Consider the following 19,235-nt stretch of genomic DNA (forward strand, 5'->3'; position numbering starts at 1 on the left):
TAACAAAAATCAATTAAGAAAGAGGTTTTATATTATGGACACAAATGCAGCACAAAATACACCAGATGGCTATTCAATCAGTATGAATGGTTCATTCTTATTTAATACCAAGTGTAAGATTCGTCAATCAGCTGATATGAGCTGGTGAAGACGTTGTCTCTGGTCAGACAGTTTATTACTCTGGTAAGGAGAAAAACGGTGACCACTTCTGGTTAACCTATACCGGCGCTGATGGATCACCCTTATATGTTCCATACGCTAATATTACGTCTGGCAATATGTTTGGGACCGATAACAACCCTGGTGATCCCATTGAGTCGTCAGATAATGGCGGTGGTGGTGACAACGGCGGTGGCGGTGATAATGGTGGCAACGACGATAATGGTGGAGGCTCAGACAATTCTGGTTATATTGGAAACGACACCTATGATTTAAAACAGGCTGGTGCAGATAATCAAGGTAATACAGATATTGATGATATCTTCAATTCATTGATTAAAATTCAGCCAAAGGATGGTAATACCTCAATTACTGTCCAAATTCCTGCTGGTTATTATAAAGTTAAGCAACTGACATTTGACTCTTCAAGTTCCAATATTAATATTGAAGGGCTTGCGGGAGCAATCTTAGTTGGTGATAATGATGCAGGAGCCGATCCAGCAGGCCATGAAGGAGCAGAAATTGATTATTCACAAGCCTCAAACATTTCATGGAGTGGCGTTACATTTAAAGGCTCTTTGCCAGATGGTAACACACCTACAAATGAAGGGCGCTTAACTCATAATATTCTCCATTCAGATTCGATTTCATTTACTAAATGTGTTTTTGATCAAACTGGACATTCTCTTGACTTGGGCGGATCAAGCAATATTCACATTTCAAGTTGTGTATTCTTGGGGAATGCAACTGGGACAGACGAGAGTGGTTTTGCAGGTTCTACGGAATACCCAGCTCTTTATAAAGAAGCTATTCAAATTGATTATGCTAAAAATGTCAGTGGTGGTGTTGCTTCAGACAGTTCACTTCTTGACTCAGCGCCAACACATGATGTAACTGTTGATGGTTCACTGTTTTTGCCAATTTATACAGACTCAAGTGTATCTTCACTGTACAAGTATGCACCACTACCACTGGGCCAACATGATTCTGATAATGCAGATGATATTATTCACAGCATTCAACTAACCAATTCGTTTATGCTGGATATGAAGCCAGTAAATTACAATGGTGATGGGCTTGATGCTCCGATCCACTTTACTGATTCATATGATATTCAGATCACAAATAATACAATTGAACGTCGGCAAACTAAAGTTTCACCTGCCGTATTCTTATTTGAATCTGTAAATATTCAACAGGAAAGTTCTGGGGTATCGTCAGGTGTTACAGAAGGTAATATTCATGTTGATCAAAATACTATTTATAATATGAATCCGCAGTTAGTTCATACTATATTTAATGCCGGAGCTTCTGAGGTAACAAAGGTAGCACCCGCATACGCAATTTTTGCAAAGAAGACTCACGACATGGATAACCTTTCGTTTTCATCAAATACGATCCATACTTACCGTTCAATGACGACACCTGAAAAAATTGATGATTTCAGTGAAGCCCAAAAGAAAGCTAACATTACCAAGAGTTCTAATGTGCGTTGGGCAGGTGTTGGAGCAACCACAACTAATAATGATGGTAACACGCGAACTGGTGATGCGGGCGCTCGGGTATCTGGGAATGAGTCATACCATGAGAGTCAAACACAGAATATTATTGGTATAGATCCAGATGGTAACCAGTTCAATGTTCAAACTGTAAACGTTCAGCGTAACTTACCGTACTTGGTATCAATTTCTGCGCAGAATGGTTATTCTCCAGCCTATAGTCAAGTTGTTGTTGGATATGATACTGATTCAAACAATATTTATGTGCCATTCATTTAGAATAATATGGAGTAAGTATTAAAGCAAAATGTCTTACTTTTGATTTAATACTTGCCGTGTAAAAGTAGGGGAGCCCCACACAAAGTAGTTCTTAGACTACCTTGTATGGGGCTCTTTTGTTATTAAAATAAATGATTATTTATCACGGTATAGGATGATCATTGAAACGTTCATAACGCCGCCATCGTATCCATAATAATTAACGAAGGTTGAGATACCAATATTTGAGGAAATATTGAACTGCTTTTTGATGGCAGATGCACAAATTTGGTTGGATATTTTTATAGATTTATCGGCATTATCATCCTCTAGATCACTAATCGTATCACTATCAAGTATGATGTACTTTTCGTGAAGGCCGGTTGCATTTACATTGTTTTTGGCAGCATCTTCGGCCAGTGAAGTTGTGGGTGGATTTCCATGCGATTCAGAATAAGCAGCTTGACGAGCAGTGGTTAAATTCTTGAGGCTCGAATCTATAGTGCTTCCAGTAAGTGATAAATAAGATTGGGTAATTCCATTTCCAGTTACTGTTTCATTTGTTGTTTGGGATCCAGAATTGTTGGGTGTTTTTCCGCCAGTTCCTGAGTTATTGTCGCTAGGATTAGTTGTATTTGGATTTGCTCCGTTGATCAAATATCCGCGCCAAACGATCCCGCTGATTGTCTTAGCCCCATTAGTGACGTAATAGTAGACCCCCTTTTTCCTAGTGTAGCTAGAACGCATCAGGATACTTTTGGAAACATACCAAGTGGTATTGGGATAGTTCTTTAAATTGTGTAGTTTGCGAGTATGGGTTGGGTTATAAATGTATGCTGATTGGTGGCTGGTAGCGTGATAGGGCAGATTATCACGGTTAACGGACTTAACCCAATAGTATCGTGCCGAAGCTTGAACTGGCATTCCAGGAGTGACGGTTCCGATGATTCCCAAAGCCACTGAAGCAGAAACTAAAAACAAGATGCTTTTTTTCATAAAAGATACCCCCGTGATTGTATTTTATTGATGATAGTGATAATTACCGGATTAAAGGAGTCGGCGCCACGACCTATGATGATACTGGCACCCAACGTTATACTAAGACTGATGACGGTGGCAGTGGTAACGAAGCTGCTCATGCGTCAACAACACAGAATATTGTGGCAGTCTTACCAACTGGGGAGACGGATGTTGTGGCAACGGTTAACGTTCAACAGGATTTGCCTTATAATTACTCACTTTCAAGCTATAACTCATACTCACCAGCTTTTAGCGATGTTCCAGTTGGTCAAACAACTTCTGATGGTAACGTTTATGTTCCATATGTGTAAAGCAAATAAAATCATGTGTAATTTAAGCCTTAAATAATACAGTATGGCTTTAAATAGCGCCCGTTTTAGTTCTTATGAGATATCTTAGAACCCTTACTTAGAGATCTCTAAATGTTGACTAAAACGGGCGCTATTTTTTTGAATGTTTGATGGTTACGTATTATTTCTCAACAATAATATAGGTTGCGGCCGATCGAGTGTATACATGGGATTGACCTAAATTAATACCAAAACCGACTTTGAGGTAGTCAGAGTATTCGCTGGAAAGTGCCGAAATGCCCTTTTCTAATGATTTAGCAAAAGCATTAATATAACTATTTTCAGTTGTAGCGGGGTCATATTTAACGCTTCCAAACCAAGCACTATCAAAATCCTCAGTATCAGCACCAGTATGCTTTGAATTTTGACTTGTAATACCAAATTTAGCATTTATTGTTGTCCAATCCGGGTCAGAAATGGTCGGATTATTTTCGGCATAGTGTGTCGTGTACGAGGCGTAATTCATCAAATTATCATCAAACGTATATGTTCCAGCTAAATCTTGCTTAACCTTTTGAATTACCTGGTTCTCAGCAGTTTGTTGCGGCATGGCGAGAAATTCTTTGAATTGTTGCTTGAGAATGGCGGTATTAGAAGTACCATTCCCAGTTGGATTAGTAGTTGCGGGCGTTTTGGAATTGACTCCAGCGGTTAAATAACCGCGCCAAACGATCCCGCTGATTGTCTTAGCCCCATTAGTGACGTAATAGTAGATTCCCTTTTTCTTGGTGTATGCAGAACGCATCAGGATACTTTTGGAAACATACCAAGTGGTATTGGGATAGTTCTTTAAATTGTGTAGTTTGCGAGTATGGGTTGGGTTATAAATGTATGCTGATTGGTGGCTGGTAGCGTGATAGGGCAGATTATCACGGTTAACGGACTTAACCCAATAGTATCGTGCCGAAGCTTGAACTGGCATTCCAGGAGTGACGGTTCCGATGATTCCCAAAGCCACTGAAGCAGAAACTAAAAACAAGATGCTTTTTTTCATAAAAGATACCCCCGTGATTGCATTTTATAGTAGTGAAATGAATTTAGCTTACCGAAAGCCTTTGCAAGAAAAATGATTATTACTAATTGATTGATACTGGCATAGATTATTGCAGTTGAGTTAGAAAAGGTCTGAATAATTAATTATTCAGACCTTTTTCAATGATGAGCAAATGAACTACTTAGCTTTGACCACGGCAACGTATTGTGTGCCGCCAAAGACGGCGTCGGTATTGACGAAACTCTTAAAGGTGTAACCGGATAGAATATGCTTTTTGGCAAAGTCGGCCAAAGTTAAGCCGTCAGAGTTCTTGTATTTGCTGACAGCGGTGCCGGCATTGGCATCGGCGTTGACCGCCGTGAAGGTCTGATCAGCCTTGTCAATGGGGTTGTTATTGTTGTTGGTAGCGTCCAAGTAAACCACTTTGACTTGCGCGGCTTTTTTAACTTCAACGTACTGGGTGCCACCAAAGACGGCGTTGTCATTGCCAAAGGAAACAAATGCATAGCCCGCTGGGACATGCTTTTTGGCAAAGTCCTGTAAGGATAATTTATCCGCGTTGACAAAGGAACTGGCGGCAACTTGACCGGCTTTAGTCGAGGTATCAGTGGTGGTAAAGGTTTGGTTAGCTTTATCAACTGGGTTATTCGTGCCGTTTTCGCCGTCCAGGTAAACAACCGTGACGCTATTGTCACTAGTACTGTTATTTGCAGGCTTGGCTTCGGTCAGATTATCTTTGTTCACCCATTTACCATTTAGATCGCCATTGACTGAGGCTAATTGATACCAAGTCGTATTGTCTCGGGGATTGGTGACGGCTATAGTAACCGTAAAGGTGGCGTCTTTATAGTTGGCCAAGGTGTTAATGGTTGGCGCTGCGCCAACTTTATATTGTGTGTTGGCGGGAGCGTCATAAAAGACGTTGTTGGTCGTTTGGGCCAAGGCGGTGTCCGTTAATTTGAACGTGGTTTTAGCATCCGGCGCAGTCGCGTCTTGGGTGGTGGCGTAAGGGGTAATCCCGCCGCCAAAGGTGCCGGTGGAAGTGCCACCGTAGATCCAGCCGCGATACTGACCATCAAAGGTGACGACTTTGTAATAGACCGAACCGCGGTTAGTGGTAGCAACGCGGTAAGCGCGGACATTGGAACCGGCAGTATTGGCAGCGGCCAGGGTACTCAAACTGGCCCCAGACGCAATGACCCGGGCACCGTGTAAGGTGCCGGCTTTAGTGTAAAGGGCGTTGTTACCGGTAAAAGCGACGTTGCGAGTCGTCGGGTCGGTGGTTAGTTGCTGATTAGACGTTGTCCGGGCGTAGAGCTTGGCCGCAGCCGGTTTCGCCGTTGATGTACCGACGATGGCGGTTAACCCCAACGCAGCCAGGCCGGTAAAAAGTGATGCTTTTAAAGTATGCTTCATGAATTTGTCCTCCTAATCAAAACCTCAAGTAATTAAAACGATCAGCTTCTTGTTGAAGAATGACAGTATGTAAGCAATCAGTTGACCCTATTGATAGGATACCACATATATCAAATACGAACGGTTGGGTTTTAGTAAAAAAACGTTTACATTACCATTTTAGTACCCAATAAGGTTACAATCGTTACCCAAAATGGTGACAAAGACGACAATCTTTGCTTAAATCAGCTGGCATAATTGATATGGTGGTTAAATGAAACGTCAGACCGTCCTTTCCCCCGGGACGGCCTGGCGTTTTTGTATCCAATCAACGGTGTCGCGAACCGTTTGACTGGATAAGTTCCGGCCACCCAGGAGGGGAACAACGCAAATAACTACCGAATCACTCAATTGAGTGATTTTTTTATGGCCAAAATTTGAAAAAATGAAAGGAAGTTTTATTGATGGATACAACAGCAGCACAGAATACCCCAGAAGGGTATCAATTAAATGAATCCGGGACGTTTACGTTTAATACCACTTGTAAAGTCCGCGAAACCCCGGAAATGAGCGCCAGTGGCGTGGCTGATTATACGAGCGGTCAAAGTGTCAACTATGATCTGAAAGAAAAAAATGATGATCATTTCTGGGTATCATACACCGGCGCCAGTGGTACGCGGGTATACGTTCCTTATGCCAACATTCTTAAGGGTACTTACTTTGGAATTGATACCAATTCTGACGATCCGATTAAGTCATCTGATAATGGTGGCGGCGGTGACAATGGCGGTGGCGGAAACGATGATAGCGATACGCGTCCCCAAGGCGGTACCGATACTGGTACCCCCAGTTTTGAAAGCGAGCCGATTACCTCAGCCGAATTGGTAACGGCCCAAATCCCCGTTAAAGGTTATGTTAAGTTGGTTGATAGTGGCGCTTATTCACGAACACAACCGCTCTATTCCAGCCCGACTGTCGATCATTATGAAAAAGGTTCAACGGTTCATTACTCTGGCAAGGTGCTGGCAGATGGTCGAATTTGGGCAATTGACCCTAAAGGTAATTACCTAACCCTTGGTAAAGCAACTACGCCATTAAAAACCAACACAGCCAATGGACACCATAGTACGTACGATTATGTTGAGGATTCGAGTGAGAAACAACCTTGGAATGATATTTGGAATTATACTAGTTCAACTGAGGAACGGGACGCAGACGATGATTCATACAGTGACTTATCTTCCTTGCGGGAAAATCCCCAAGTTGACTTAACGCCAAACGATGCTGAAAGCGAATTAATTACTAATTTGAAGACCTCGTTAGCCCAGGTTGACCAAGATAACCCGGTTCAAGATGATATTTTAATTGGTTATATTACCGATACCCATTTTAGTAGTTACAAGACTCCCGGAACTGTTCGGGCTTTACGCCAAATGAAGCTGATGAGTTACATTGCTCATGAAGTGGGCTTGGATCTTGTGGTCAACGGTGGTGACTTGAATGATGGAGCCGCTCCAAGCAACTGGGAAATGGATGATATTAAGCGAGCCGTTGATGCCACGATGTTAGGACGACGACCATTTATTATCTTACAAGGGAATCATGATGACGATTCCGGGTTTGCCCGTGATGACAACCATGATGAAAATGGCTATTGGCCTGATAATATTATCCACAACGATGTCGCTAACACGATTCGGTTATCGAAGTTCCAGCAATATTTGAACGTTGAACCGAATGCTAATAATGCGCTTTACGGAACTTATAAGATTCCGAACAGTAAAGTGAACGTGGTTGTCTTGGATGGGTTCGATCAACCAGATGATTATGGCGACCTGATTACTTCCCGAACTTCCTTTAGACATGGCTGGCCCCACTTTAGTGTGGAACAGCAGAACTGGTTAAAGAGTACTTTGGATACCATTCAAAGTAATGGTGAAAAAGCCCTTATCTTTACCCATATTATGTTCCACGGCCAAGTTTGGCAGAGTGGTCAACCAAATGACTTTGCGGAAATTAAGCAATCCGATGGTTCCTTCTATCCAAACGTCTTTGAAGGCGGCAACATTAAGGATATCATCGAAAATCACGCCAGTTCCGTGATTGGTGTCTTTGGTGGGCATACCCACCGTGATGATTCCTGTGTTGAGGGTGGTGTTACCTACTTGACGACCACTTGTGCTTTACCTGATCGAGGTGATGGTCAAGAGGCCCGCACGATCAATACCAATACCGAGCCGGCTTTTGATATTTTACAAATTAAGCCAGGCGCCAAAAAATTATTCCGTCATCGGGTTGGCTGGAGTGATCCAAGCTACTTCGTTGATCAGATTGACTTTAGCAAGCCAGCCAACTGAGAGTGACTGGTTGATAAAATGATATTCAAAAAAATGGGTGGGCGCGTAACTGTAAACATGGTTACGTGCTCACCCATTTTTTGATTTTATCCTTATTGGTTAGAACTCTTTTGATCTTGTTGAGGGTATTCAAGGATCACCACACCCCGACCGTAATTTAGACTGCTTTTATCAAAGGCATAGGCCCCGATTAAGCGATTTTTAAAGGTTGTGAAACTCACGTTACCGTTAGCAGCATAAACGACATTATTCACATAGTCTTTGAATGAAATCTTGCCGGACTTTAATTGTTGTTGTTTTTCTTTGTTATTTTTACCACTGTTACCAATGAAAAAGAAAGTCATGTACTGCTGAGTATCTTTATATTTGTTAGCTACCATCACTTGAAAGGCTTCGTCACCAATGTCTGGATTACTATATTTGCCAACAAAACTGGGGTACTCATTAGCAATTTGCTGTAGTTGTGAATTAGGAACTGTTCCTTCGAAAAAGCCGGCTAATTCCTGACTTAGGCTATTGGTAGTGTTGGTATCCGTGCCATTTGATGCATCACCGTTGGTATTGCCAGAATTATCACCAGAGTTTCCGTTATTAGAGTTGCCATTATCACCGCTAGGAGTGGTACCACTAGTTGCGTTCGGATTGATACCTCTAGTTAAATAACCGCGCCAAACAATCCCACTTGCCGTCCCGGCAGCATTAGTAACGTAATAGTAAACGCCTTTCTTACCCGTGTAGCTGGAACGCATGAGGATACTTTTGGAAACGTACCAGGTTGTCCGTGGATAGTTTTTGAGGTTATGTAATTTCTGGGTATGGGTAGCGTTGTAAATGTAAGCCGATCGCTGACTGACAGCGTGGTAAGCCAGAGAAGGGCGATTAATTGACTTCACCCAGTAGTAACGAGCCGAGGCCTGGGCAGGCTTTGCTTGAGTAGTGGCCCCCAGGAAGCCTAAGCCGGTTAAAACCGTGGTTAACAGTAAGATGCTTTTCTTCATAAAAGTTCGCCTCCAAATTTAAATATAGTATAGCACTGAAACTAATTTAGTTTACCCATTCATTACACAAATGGGAAACAAATTGGTGACAAAACGGACAATCTTTACCAAAACTTTCAGTCATACTAATAACATAGCCCCTCAGCCAAAAGATTCGGATTGTTTCTTTGGGCTGAGTTTTATTTCACTAGGAGAACTGTTAGACCCCCATTAATTGTGATTGTCTGAAACAGTTTGAGTGGCGGAATAGCTAGCTGACTAGAAAGATTAATGACGAGGAGGTGATTGTTTGATTGAAGAAATTACTCATGGACTTAATTGGGCTCAGATTACGGGTGTCTTGTGGTTGATTGTGGCCGCTATCGGCACACCGATTATTTCCTGTTTATCTATAAATGAACCCTCAAACAAATATTCTTTTACAAAGTGTTAAATATACTTATATAAGGTGATTGAAAATAAAAAGCCCGCCCGCCAACATCAACACAATGTCAGCGAACGGGTTATTTGCGGGAAATTTTAATGAGAACTAAATACGTTTCTTAAGTTCCTTACCCTTTTCCTCAAATCCAGGTTTGCCAAGCAATGCAAACATGTTTTGCTTGTATGCTTCAACACCTGGTTGGTTGAATGGGTTGATTCCGTTCAAGTAACCGGAAATCGCTACGGCTACCTCGAAGAAGTAGATTAAGTAGCCCAGAGTATAAGGGGTTTCGTCAGGGATGTGAATGGCCATGTTTGGCACATTACCATCGGTGTGGGCGAGAACAACCGCATGGAAGGCTTCCGTATTGGCGTAGTCCATGGTGCGGCCTTCAAGATACTGTAGACCATCCAAGTTGTCTTTTTCTTTAGGGATGTCAACGTCATGGTTGGGCTTATCGAGCTTGATAACTGTTTCCATGAGGTTTCGTAATCCTTCTTGAATGTATTGACCCAATGAATGCAAATCGGTGGTGAAGTTGGCTGATGAAGGGTAGATACCCTTTTCATCCTTACCTTCTGATTCACCCATGAGCTGCTTCCACCATTCGGCGAAGTAGGTCATGTTTGGTTCGTAGTTTTCCAACAATTCAGTGGTGAAGCCTTTGCGGTACAAAATATTTCTGTAAGCTGCGTATTGATAAGCTTCGTTCTTGGTCAAATCAGCATCGGAATATTCATCGGATGCATCTGCGGCACCCTTCATCAATTGTTCGATGTCAGCACCTGAGACAGCGATTGGCAACAAGCCGACTGGGCTCAAGACAGAGTAACGGCCACCAATACCATCTGGGATGATAAAGGTTTGGTATCCGTTTGAATCTGCTTCTTTCCGCAAAGCACCGTGTGCTTTATCGGTAGTGGCATAGATTCGTTCTTTAGCGCCCTCTTCGCCGTATTTGGCGATTAAGCGTTCCTTAAAGATTCGGAATGCAATTGAAGGCTCGGTTGTTGTTCCCGACTTAGAGATCACGTTGACTGAGAAGTCACGGTCGCCAATCAGGTTGATTAAATCATAAACGTATGATGAGCTGAGTGAATTTCCGGCAAACATTACTTGTGGGAACTTTCGCTTGTCATCTGGTAAATAGTTGAAGAAGGTATCGTTCAAGAAATCAACGGCCATCTTGGCACCCAGGTATGAACCACCGATACCAATTACAACCAAGACCTTTGAGTCTGATTGAATCTTTTTGGCAGCTGCCTGAATTCGGGCAAATTCTTCCTTGTCGTAATCTTTAGGCAGGGTGAGCCAGTCACGGAAATCACTGCCGGCACCAGTGCCTTTACGCAATTCATCATCTGCAGCATTAACCATTGCCTGCATCTCACCGAGTTCGTTGTCGTGAACGAACTTTGATAATTTTGAACCATCAAAAGAAATATGAGCCATGTTTTAATACATCCTCTCTTGGATTAATTGACTACTTCATTATATGACAAAGTGGCTGGAACCAAAACATAAGTTTTGTCTCAGCCACTTTGACGTTGTTCCAATTATTAATAACCGGACTGAGCCTAGAGAATCTGGCAGAACTCGATTGTTTCTTCGTTAGGGCCAAGGATGTTGAAGTACTTGATTCCCTGCTTCCAGAATGAAGGAATCGATTGGATTTCTTTATCAACTAAACGTAAGCCTTGTGCCTTTGCGTCAGCAAATGCCTTCTCAATGTCTGGGGTGTTTAACGAGAAATGATTGATGGCACCGGCTTTGCGGGCAGTTGGATCGCCTTCGTAAGTTTCAATTGTTAAGTTGCCAAAACGCATGAATGCGCAACGGTTTTCGCCGTTATGGAATAAGCCGGCTTCTTCAAATCCAAGTGATTCATAAAACGCGATTGTTTTGTCTAAATCAACTGAGGGAATACCAACGTGTTGGATTCCGGTAATATCATCTTTAATTGCCATGATTATGTCCTCTTTTTTATCAAATTTTGTGATTGGGTTAATGCGTTTGAACACCGGCCCAAACTTAATTATACGTTAGTCTTGACCAACATCCAACGCCTGATGTTTCAGCTTTGGGAAGATCTTGGTATCGGCAATACCTGTAATTCCGCCTTGGAATAAGAATGCAAAGATGGTTCCAATTCCGAAGTTGGTGAATTGACGGGTGATTGCGAAAGCCAGGATTGCCATCAGTGTAGGTGGAATGTATGATGCCCACATCGCTGTCGTGGCATTTCCTTTGAAGTACTTAAACCGCAGGATCTGCATTAAATCATCAGCGGGATGCAATACCAGGTTAACCCGTTGGTAGATTGAGATGGCGGTTCCGATCATTGCAACCCCAAGGAAGTTTAACAGGATATAAAATCCAATCATCAACGGGGTCTTTGCGGGTGGGAAGCCACTGAACAGTGCCGGGTACTTGCCAAGAAAGAAGTCTTCAAAAATTTGGATTAATGCAGAGAAGGGAACCATGAAGATTAGGTTTCCAAGTGCTCGGCTCCAGCTCCAATGCCCAACAAGAATGGCGTTTAAAATTGTAATGACCACTCCAAGAATCAGGAATGTCCAGAACAGATTCCAGCCGAATCCGACAGCCAGATTGGCTTCAGCGGCGGTCCAATAAGCCGATCCTAAATAGGAAGGGTGGATTTGGGCACTGGTAACCAAGGTCAATACGTTTCCGGCGGAGTTGATCACCAACGAAATGATAAAGAAGGTGATTGATTTAGACATTGAGATTGTCCGACCATTTAATACTTCGCTGGCAGTTACCTCATTATTTTTCAAATTATTCACCTACTTTAACAACAGCCTTTGAAACGCCCTTGGTCTTACCTTGTAAGAATGGTTCAACTTCGTCCAGGTTAAAGACGTTGCTGATGATGGCATCAACGTTCAAGTCACCACTTTGGAGAAGGGCGATTGAATCTTCGAATGCGTTAGGGTTAATAAATGAACCTTGAACAGTTAATTGCTTTTGGTAAATTTCGTAAGTGTTCATTTCAAAATGAGCATCTGGTTTACCAACACCAAACATCAATACTTGAGCACCTTTACGAGTAGCTTCAACGGCTTGTTGTTGAGTTTGTGGTAATCCAACGGCTTCAATGACAACGTCATAGTCTTCAGGAAGCTTGTCGCGAGTGGTGTTGAATGTGTTGGTTACACCCAATTTTTCTTTGTTGAGAGCCAACTTTTCATCAACAATTCCGGCCAAGTCAACTTGGTGAACACCATAGGCTTGAAGAATTTGAGCGAACAATTGACCCATGAAGCCATCACCAATAACCAAAGCTTTTTGGTATGGAGTCAACTTAAGCAAGTCGATACCATGAACGGCACATGAGATGGGTTCGATAACTGCGGCATCCTTTAATGAAACATTATCAGGAATAGGGTAAACGTTTGTGGCCGGAGCAGTAAAGGATTCTTCAAGGCCACCATTGCGAGTTACACCAACAGCTGAGAGGTTGTCGCAAAGTTCTGGACGGCCGGTATGGCAGTAGAAGCATTTGCCACAGTAAATGTTAGGGTCAACAGTAACTCGATCGCCGACTTTGAAGCCATCAGCGTTTGAGCCGACTTCAGAAATAACACCTGAGTTTTCGTGACCGAAAACGATTGGAGGAACAGCGTCTGCTGAACCTGGAAGGCCGTTGTATAGGGCGTGGTCGGTACCACAGACACCAGCGTAGGCAGTGTCGATACGGACTTCGTTAGGCTTTACTTCAGGCTTGTCGATGTCTTGAATTTCCATGTGTTGTTTTCCTGTAAATACGAGTGCTTTCATAATATAAATAATCTCCTTTAATATCTGTCTTGTTCCACAAACGTTTGTGGAACGTTCTAAAAAAATAAGTTTTACTTGTTGTATTCTTTTAAAGCTAGAGCAAAGTCACCAACGGTTGCTGAACCATTATCTTTAACCAATGGCATCACGATGTACTTATCGAGATCACCAACGTCAACGTAATGATTCATCAATTCATTGAATTGTTCCCGAACCTTCTTCAAGAATCCTTCACTGACAACGCCACCGCCGAAGACAATCTTGGCTGGCCGCATCATTAAGGTCACTTGAATCGCAGCCTGGGCAACATAGAATGCCATGATATCCCAAGTGTGATCAGTTAATGGAACGTCTTGGCCTTTCTTACCGGTTCGTGGTTTAAATGTTGGACCTGCAACCAAGCCTTCCAAACAATCACCATGATATGGGCAGATTCCCCTAAAATTAAGGTCGTCCGGGTGACGCTTCAAACGAACATGTCCCATTTCGGGATGCCCCATATCGCCAACAAAGTTTCCATTGATGATTGCACCAGCACCAACTCCGGTACCAATTGTGTAATAAACCAACGAATTAATCTTTTCGTTGAACAGGGTCGCCATCACGTACTCGCCATATGCGGAACCATTAACATCGGTTGTCCAGCTAATCGGAATATCGAAATCCTCTTTCATTCGACCTACAAAATTTGTATTGGCCCAGCCTTTTTTCGGGGTATTTGTAATGTACCCGTACTTAGGCGAGTTCTTACGAAGCTCAATCGGTCCAAATGAAGAAATTGAGATTGCCTTGAGATCTTTAAACCGCTTGAAGTAATCAACCGTTTTTTGCAAGGTCTCCTTTGGAGTGGTCGTAGGGAACTGCGTCCGATCCAAGATTCGGTAATCTTCGTTACCAACCGCACATACGAACTTCGTACCTCCGGCTTCAACACTACCTAACAGCATGTAAATCTCACCACCTTATGAAATTGTAATTATCAACAACTTGTGAATGCTTGTTCAATATAAAACATTTTTGAAAGAAGTGCAATGAAAAGCTGAAAATAATTTACACAAACAATTTTCATAATATCCATGAGGTCTAGACCACAGCCGTTATATATCAGTGAAAAAAGCTAAAAAACTTTTTTTAAAATTATTTGTTTATTGTGATCAGTCAACGGCTTCAAAAATAAATTGACTGTTTCAAAAATGTAATAAATCGGCAAAGTAACCGCTATCACAACATTTAGGGAAGATCCATCCAAAAAATGCTCAATAAATTTCATGCAACCGTTTGCAACTTTTGAAAGAACGTGCAATAATTCAAAATGTAAACGCTATTATTTTTAGGGATTATTGAAACGGAGGAATATGAAATGGATGAACAAAGTAGTGCAGCAGCAACCAAGAAGTCTGGCTTACCCAAGCTTCCTGCCAGCACCATTTGGATGATTAACTTTGGATTCTTGGGTGTGCAGATTGCATTTACCCTGCAAAGCTCACAAATGAGCCGAATCTTCCAAACGATTGGGGCGGATCCAAATAAGTTGGGCTGGTTCTTTATCTTGCCACCACTTGCAGGATTAATTGTTCAACCGATTATTGGTTACTATTCAGATAGAACATGGGCACCGAAGCTTGGCGGTCGTCGACTTCCATACCTTGCTTTGGGAACGTTAATTGCGATTATCGTGATGTGCCTGCTGCCTAATTCGGGTAGCTTTGGTTTCGGATACGCATCCGTTACCGCTTTGGTATTCGGTGCGGTAACCGTTGCTTTGCTGGATGTTTCATCCAACATTGCCATGCAGCCATTCAAGATGATGGTTGGTGACATGGTTAACGATGATCAAAAGAGTTATGCATATGGTATTCAAAGCTTCTTATCAAATGGTGGTGCGGTTATCGCAGCCATCTTCCCATTTATCTTTACCGCATTTGGAGTTGCCAACACCGCTGAAAAAGGGGTTGTTCCTCAATCAGTTGTTATTTCCTTCTATGTTGGTGCCGCAATTCTGTTGCTGACAAGTTTGCTGACAATCTTCAAGGTTCATGAATATGATCCTAAAACTTATGCCAAATATCATGGAATTACCGAAGAAGCTAATACGACTGGTGGTAACTGGTGGTCATTGCTTAAGAAAGCGCCTAAAGTATTTTGGACAGTTACCCTGGTTCAATTCTTCTGCTGGATTGCTTTCCAATATCTCTGGACTTATTCTGCCGGAGCCATTGCCAATAACGTATGGAACACAACCAATGCAACTTCTGCAGGTTATCAAGCTGCCGGTAACTGGTACGGTGTTTTAGCTGCCGTTCAATCAATTGCCGCTGTTATCTGGTCATATGTCTTGGCTAAATTACCTAACAATCATCACAAGTTGGGATACTCATTGAGTTTGGCATTGGGTGCAATTGGTTTTCTCTCAGTATTCTTCATTCACACTCAATACATTTTGATCATTTCCTATACTTTGGTCGGAATTGCCTGGGCTTCAATGAACACTTACCCATTAACAATGGTTACCAACGCATTATCTGGTGAACATATGGGAACCTACCTTGGATTATTCAACGGATCAATCTGCCTGCCACAAATCGTCGCATCACTTGCCAGCTTCGGCTTGTTCCCACTACTTGGAAACGCACAGCCAAACATGTTCGTATTAGCTGGTATCATCATGGCACTTGGCGCTGTCTCAGTTGGATTCATTAAGGAAACCTACAAAGCATAGAAAGGACATTTAACTATGAAAAGAACTTTTGAAGTAACTCCCTGGAACATCGTGACCCACGACTTTAAGCCTGAAGATAAGCGGCTGCAGGAATCCATGACCAGCCTTGGTAATGGATACATGGGGATGCGTGGATTCTTCGAAGAAGACTATAGTGGCGATACCCTGAACGGAATTTACCTCGGTGGTGTCTGGTATCCGGACAAGACTCGGGTTGGCTGGTGGAAGAATGGCTATCCTGATTACTTTGGTAAAGTTGTCAACGCGGTTAATTTCATCAAAATGGGCATTAAGATTAATGGTGAGACACTTGATCTTGCCAAAGACAAATTCAGTGATTTTGAATTAAACCTTGATATAAAAAAGGCCCTCCTAACCCGTTCATTTACGGTCACCAAAGGCGATGCCGAAGTTGCCGTTAAATTCGAACGCTTCCTGAGTGTTGCTCAACAGGAACTTTCAGTTCAGCGAGTTTCAATTAAAAACGTCGGTTCAAGTAAAGTTGATTTAGTGATTGACTCTGCCATCGACGGTGATGTTAAAAACGAAGATGCTAACTACGATGAGCGTTTCTGGGAAGTTCTTTCAACTGAACAGGGGACTGATTCAGGCAACGTGATTGCTGAAACAACGCCTAATCCATTTGGTACCCCACGATTCACTTCCGGAATGGAAATGAGAAACGTTACCGGCTTGTCAGCCAAGAAAGTCAGCCAGCCAAACGAAAAAGAAGTTGTGAATGAATTTACCGGTGAATTGGCACCCAATGAATCCACCCAGCTTGAGAAACGGGTGATCGTTGTTACTTCAAGAGATTACGATACCCAAGACGCATTGACTGCTGCCATGCATCAATTGAGTGACAAAGTTGCCGGCCAGTCATATGACGAATTGCTGGATGCCCACGAAAAAGTTTGGGCAGATCGTTGGAACAAATCAGATATTGTCATTGATGGCGATACCGAAGCCCAACAGGGAATTCGATTCAATTTATTTGAGCTCTTCTCCACTTACTATGGTGAAGATTCACGACTGAATATCGGCCCTAAAGGCTTTACCGGTGAAAAGTACGGTGGTGCCACATACTGGGACACTGAAGCATTTGCTGTTCCAGTCTATCTGGGTATTACCGATCCGAAAGTTACCCGGAACTTGCTGATGTATCGTTACAAGCAATTGGATGGTGCTTATCACAACGCCAAACAGCAGGGACTTAAAGGGGCATTGTTCCCAATGGTTACTTTCGATGGAATCGAATGCCATAACGAATGGGAAATCACCTTTGAAGAAATTCACCGAAATGGTGACATTGCCTTTGCAATTTACAATTACACCCGATACACCGGCGACACCTCATATGTATTGAATGAAGGATCCAAAGTCTTAACAGAAATTTCACGGTTCTGGGCGGACCGGGTTCACTACAGTCAACGAAACAAGAATTACATGATTCACGGTGTAACTGGTCCCGATGAGTACGAGAACAACGTTGATAACAATTGGTATACCAACATTTTGGCTCAATGGACTTTGAAATATACCTTGGAGATTCTCAAGGAAGTTTCACCTGAACAAGCTAAAAAGCTAAATGTCAGTGAAGATGAAAAGAAACATTGGCAAGATATTGTCGACAACATGTATCTGCCTTACGACAAGGATTTGAACATCTTTGTTCAACACGATGGTTTCCTTGATAAAGACCTCAAGCCGGTTTCAGAAATTCCGGCAGATCAATTGCCATTGAACCAGAACTGGTCATGGGACAAGATTTTGCGTTCACCTTACATTAAGCAGGGTGACGTGCTTCAAGGAATCTGGGACTTTATTGATGACTTCACACCGGAACAAAAGAAATCCAACTTTGATTTCTACGAACAATACACGGTTCATGAATCAAGCTTGTCACCCGCCATTTACTCAGTATTGGCAGCCGATCTTCACTATGAAGAAAAGGCGGTTGAACTGTACGAACGAACGGCTCGACTGGATTTGGACAACTATAACAATGATACGGTTGACGGCTTGCACATCACTGCGATGACCGGTGGCTGGATTGCCGTTGTGCAAGGATTTGCCGGCATGCGAGTTCGAAATGGCGAGCTGCATTACGCACCATTCCTACCTAAGAAGTGGTCCCACTATTCATTTAGACAAGTCTTTCGCGACCGTCTGATTGAAGTTGATGTTGATAAAGACGGTTCTCACTTCAAGTTGATCAAAGGTGATCCGATTACAATTGATGTTGCTGGAAAACCAGTAAAGCTTGAAAAATAATTAACCAATTTTGATATTGAATAACGAAATTCCAGGGATGACCAAGTCCCTGGAATTTTTTGTCGCATATGGTCAAAGGCCTGAATTAATAGGCCTTTTGAGAAATGGAAGTGACAAGTCAAATTAATTGAAAAGCGGGTAAAAACAGTTGATACTATACTTAAGTAATTAAATAAAACATTATAAAATTGTTTACAAAAGAACTGGAGGTTCATCATATGACATTGAAAGTTGGAATTATTGGTGCAACCGGAATGGCCGGAAGTGCAATTACCAAAGAAGCCATTAATCGGGGCTTGAACGTTACCACATTTGTTCGGAATGAAGAAAAAGCCAAGGACATGTTTGCCGATAAAGCTTCTTATATGGTGAAGGATGTCTTTGATATTCAACGTCCGGATATTGAAAACTTGGATGTCCTTGTGGATGCGTTCGCAACCCATGATCCCGGTCAGGCATATAAGCACGTTGATCTGGCAGCCAGATTAATTGAGTTTGCAAAGAATGCCCCCGCACCACAACTGTTCTTTATCTTAGGCGCCGGCAGCTTGGAAACTCCAGATGGTCACCATCTGCTTGATAAATTGGAAAAGATGCCGAATAACGAGTCATTTATCGATGTTCCGCGTCAGCAAGCCAAAGAATATGATTTGTTGAAGAATACAACGGGTGTCAATTGGGTTGCCGTTTCGCCCAGTTCAACGTTTAAACCAGGTGACGCCACTGAATATACACTTGGCAAAGATAAATTATTAACAAATGCCAAAGGCAAGTCAGAGATTACTGCAGGGACAATGGCCAAAGTAATCCTGGATGAAATTGAAAAGCCTGCTCATCGAAATGAACGATTTACGGCGGTTGATAAATGAGCTTTTTTTAAAAACACAATTTTAATGACACATTTCTAACAGTTTTATCGAACTTTTTCAATGTGCTTCTAAAGAAATAATTCTGATTCTTTTTGTAACTGTCGGAATTTTTTCTTTC

Annotated in this window: 16 protein-coding genes; 7 read left to right on the forward strand and 9 right to left on the reverse strand. The window is 42.3% G+C overall.

Annotated features, from left to right (window positions below):
* Positions 1-278 precede the first annotated feature (278 nt).
* Positions 279-1,937 (forward strand): hypothetical protein, encoded by a 1,659-nt coding sequence (locus LKE01_RS09810; RefSeq protein WP_056981578.1) that lies wholly within the window; start codon positions 279-281, stop codon positions 1,935-1,937.
* A 135-nt stretch (positions 1,938-2,072) separates the two neighbouring features.
* On the opposite strand, the gene LKE01_RS09815 is transcribed toward LKE01_RS09810, so the two are convergent.
* Positions 2,073-2,912, reverse strand: a complete 840-nt coding sequence (locus LKE01_RS09815; RefSeq protein ID WP_109249129.1) for a D-alanyl-D-alanine carboxypeptidase — start codon at positions 2,910-2,912, stop codon at positions 2,073-2,075.
* 17 nt (positions 2,913-2,929) lie between these two features.
* On the opposite strand from LKE01_RS09815, the gene LKE01_RS09820 reads away from it, so the two are divergent.
* Positions 2,930-3,247, forward strand: a complete 318-nt coding sequence (locus LKE01_RS09820; protein WP_054769626.1) for a hypothetical protein — start codon at positions 2,930-2,932, stop codon at positions 3,245-3,247.
* Positions 3,248-3,407: 160 nt separating this feature from the next.
* Here the strand turns inward: LKE01_RS09820 and LKE01_RS09825 are convergent, their stop codons facing one another.
* Positions 3,408-4,280 (reverse strand): hypothetical protein, encoded by an 873-nt coding sequence (locus tag LKE01_RS09825; RefSeq protein ID WP_095345010.1) that lies wholly within the window; start codon positions 4,278-4,280, stop codon positions 3,408-3,410.
* Positions 4,281-4,457: 177 nt separating this feature from the next.
* A complete protein-coding gene (locus LKE01_RS09830; protein ID WP_054769623.1) occupies positions 4,458-5,696 on the reverse strand; it encodes a hypothetical protein in 1,239 nt (412 codons plus the stop codon).
* A gap of 443 nt (positions 5,697-6,139) precedes the next feature.
* Between LKE01_RS09830 and LKE01_RS09835 the strand changes: the two genes are divergently transcribed.
* Entirely contained in the window at positions 6,140-8,032 is a 1,893-nt protein-coding gene (locus LKE01_RS09835; protein WP_056981583.1) for an SH3 domain-containing protein, read from the forward strand.
* A 92-nt stretch (positions 8,033-8,124) separates the two neighbouring features.
* Here the strand turns inward: LKE01_RS09835 and LKE01_RS09840 are convergent, their stop codons facing one another.
* Positions 8,125-9,030, reverse strand: a complete 906-nt coding sequence (locus tag LKE01_RS09840; RefSeq protein WP_054769620.1) for a hypothetical protein — start codon at positions 9,028-9,030, stop codon at positions 8,125-8,127.
* A gap of 289 nt (positions 9,031-9,319) precedes the next feature.
* On the opposite strand from LKE01_RS09840, the gene LKE01_RS12105 reads away from it, so the two are divergent.
* Positions 9,320-9,463, forward strand: a complete 144-nt coding sequence (locus LKE01_RS12105; protein ID WP_156645007.1) for a hypothetical protein — start codon at positions 9,320-9,322, stop codon at positions 9,461-9,463.
* Positions 9,464-9,559: 96 nt separating this feature from the next.
* On the opposite strand, the gene LKE01_RS09845 is transcribed toward LKE01_RS12105, so the two are convergent.
* The 5 genes from LKE01_RS09845 to scrK all read right to left on the reverse strand — a co-directional run bounded on the left by LKE01_RS09845 (position 9,560) and on the right by scrK (position 14,202).
* Complete coding sequence (locus tag LKE01_RS09845; protein WP_054769619.1) at positions 9,560-10,906, reverse strand: glucose-6-phosphate isomerase; 1,347 nt, start codon at positions 10,904-10,906, stop codon at positions 9,560-9,562.
* Positions 10,907-11,031: 125 nt separating this feature from the next.
* Positions 11,032-11,421: a VOC family protein gene (locus LKE01_RS09850; protein WP_056981585.1), complete on the reverse strand. Its 390-nt coding sequence runs from the start codon at positions 11,419-11,421 to the stop codon at positions 11,032-11,034.
* A 75-nt stretch (positions 11,422-11,496) separates the two neighbouring features.
* On the reverse strand, positions 11,497-12,252 hold the full coding sequence (locus LKE01_RS09855) for a DUF6198 family protein (protein WP_054769618.1): 756 nt from the start codon (positions 12,250-12,252) through the stop codon (positions 11,497-11,499).
* 1 nt (position 12,253) lies between these two features.
* Positions 12,254-13,255, reverse strand: a complete 1,002-nt coding sequence (locus LKE01_RS09860) for a zinc-dependent alcohol dehydrogenase family protein (RefSeq protein WP_054769617.1) — start codon at positions 13,253-13,255, stop codon at positions 12,254-12,256.
* Positions 13,256-13,326: 71 nt separating this feature from the next.
* The gene (scrK, locus tag LKE01_RS09865; protein WP_056981587.1) at positions 13,327-14,202 is read right to left on the reverse strand and encodes a fructokinase ScrK; all 876 of its coding nucleotides are present in this window, start codon (positions 14,200-14,202) and stop codon (positions 13,327-13,329) included.
* 413 nt (positions 14,203-14,615) lie between these two features.
* Between scrK and LKE01_RS09870 the strand changes: the two genes are divergently transcribed.
* The 3 genes from LKE01_RS09870 to LKE01_RS09880 all read left to right on the forward strand — a co-directional run bounded on the left by LKE01_RS09870 (position 14,616) and on the right by LKE01_RS09880 (position 19,117).
* The gene (locus LKE01_RS09870; protein ID WP_056981588.1) at positions 14,616-15,974 is read left to right on the forward strand and encodes an SLC45 family MFS transporter; all 1,359 of its coding nucleotides are present in this window, start codon (positions 14,616-14,618) and stop codon (positions 15,972-15,974) included.
* 15 nt (positions 15,975-15,989) lie between these two features.
* Positions 15,990-18,248 carry a glycoside hydrolase family 65 protein gene (locus LKE01_RS09875; RefSeq protein ID WP_056981590.1) on the forward strand — a complete coding sequence of 753 codons (2,259 nt, stop codon included), beginning with the start codon at positions 15,990-15,992 and terminating at the stop codon, positions 18,246-18,248.
* Between the two features lie 218 nt (positions 18,249-18,466).
* On the forward strand, positions 18,467-19,117 hold the full coding sequence (locus LKE01_RS09880) for an NAD(P)-dependent oxidoreductase (protein WP_056981592.1): 651 nt from the start codon (positions 18,467-18,469) through the stop codon (positions 19,115-19,117).
* Positions 19,118-19,235 lie beyond the last annotated feature (118 nt).

Origin of the sequence: Lentilactobacillus kefiri, assembly GCF_007989105.1 — a bacterium.
GTDB classification, from domain to species: Bacteria; Bacillota; Bacilli; order Lactobacillales; family Lactobacillaceae; genus Lentilactobacillus; species Lentilactobacillus kefiri.

Coding starts and splice junctions, on each gene's coding strand:
- LKE01_RS09825 (WP_095345010.1), bottom strand. CDS start 4,280: ATGAAAAAAAGCATCTTGTTTTTAGTTTCTGCTTCAGTGGCTTTGGGA.
- LKE01_RS09880 (WP_056981592.1), top strand. CDS start 18,467: ATGACATTGAAAGTTGGAATTATTGGTGCAACCGGAATGGCCGGAAGT.
- LKE01_RS09850 (WP_056981585.1), bottom strand. CDS start 11,421: ATGGCAATTAAAGATGATATTACCGGAATCCAACACGTTGGTATTCCC.
- LKE01_RS09840 (WP_054769620.1), bottom strand. CDS start 9,030: ATGAAGAAAAGCATCTTACTGTTAACCACGGTTTTAACCGGCTTAGGC.
- LKE01_RS09815 (WP_109249129.1), bottom strand. CDS start 2,912: ATGAAAAAAAGCATCTTGTTTTTAGTTTCTGCTTCAGTGGCTTTGGGA.
- LKE01_RS09870 (WP_056981588.1), top strand. CDS start 14,616: ATGGATGAACAAAGTAGTGCAGCAGCAACCAAGAAGTCTGGCTTACCC.
- LKE01_RS09835 (WP_056981583.1), top strand. CDS start 6,140: ATGGATACAACAGCAGCACAGAATACCCCAGAAGGGTATCAATTAAAT.
- LKE01_RS09860 (WP_054769617.1), bottom strand. CDS start 13,255: ATGAAAGCACTCGTATTTACAGGAAAACAACACATGGAAATTCAAGAC.
- scrK (WP_056981587.1), bottom strand. CDS start 14,202: ATGCTGTTAGGTAGTGTTGAAGCCGGAGGTACGAAGTTCGTATGTGCG.
- LKE01_RS09810 (WP_056981578.1), top strand. CDS start 279: ATGTTTGGGACCGATAACAACCCTGGTGATCCCATTGAGTCGTCAGAT.
- LKE01_RS09845 (WP_054769619.1), bottom strand. CDS start 10,906: ATGGCTCATATTTCTTTTGATGGTTCAAAATTATCAAAGTTCGTTCAC.
- LKE01_RS09875 (WP_056981590.1), top strand. CDS start 15,990: ATGAAAAGAACTTTTGAAGTAACTCCCTGGAACATCGTGACCCACGAC.
- LKE01_RS09830 (WP_054769623.1), bottom strand. CDS start 5,696: ATGAAGCATACTTTAAAAGCATCACTTTTTACCGGCCTGGCTGCGTTG.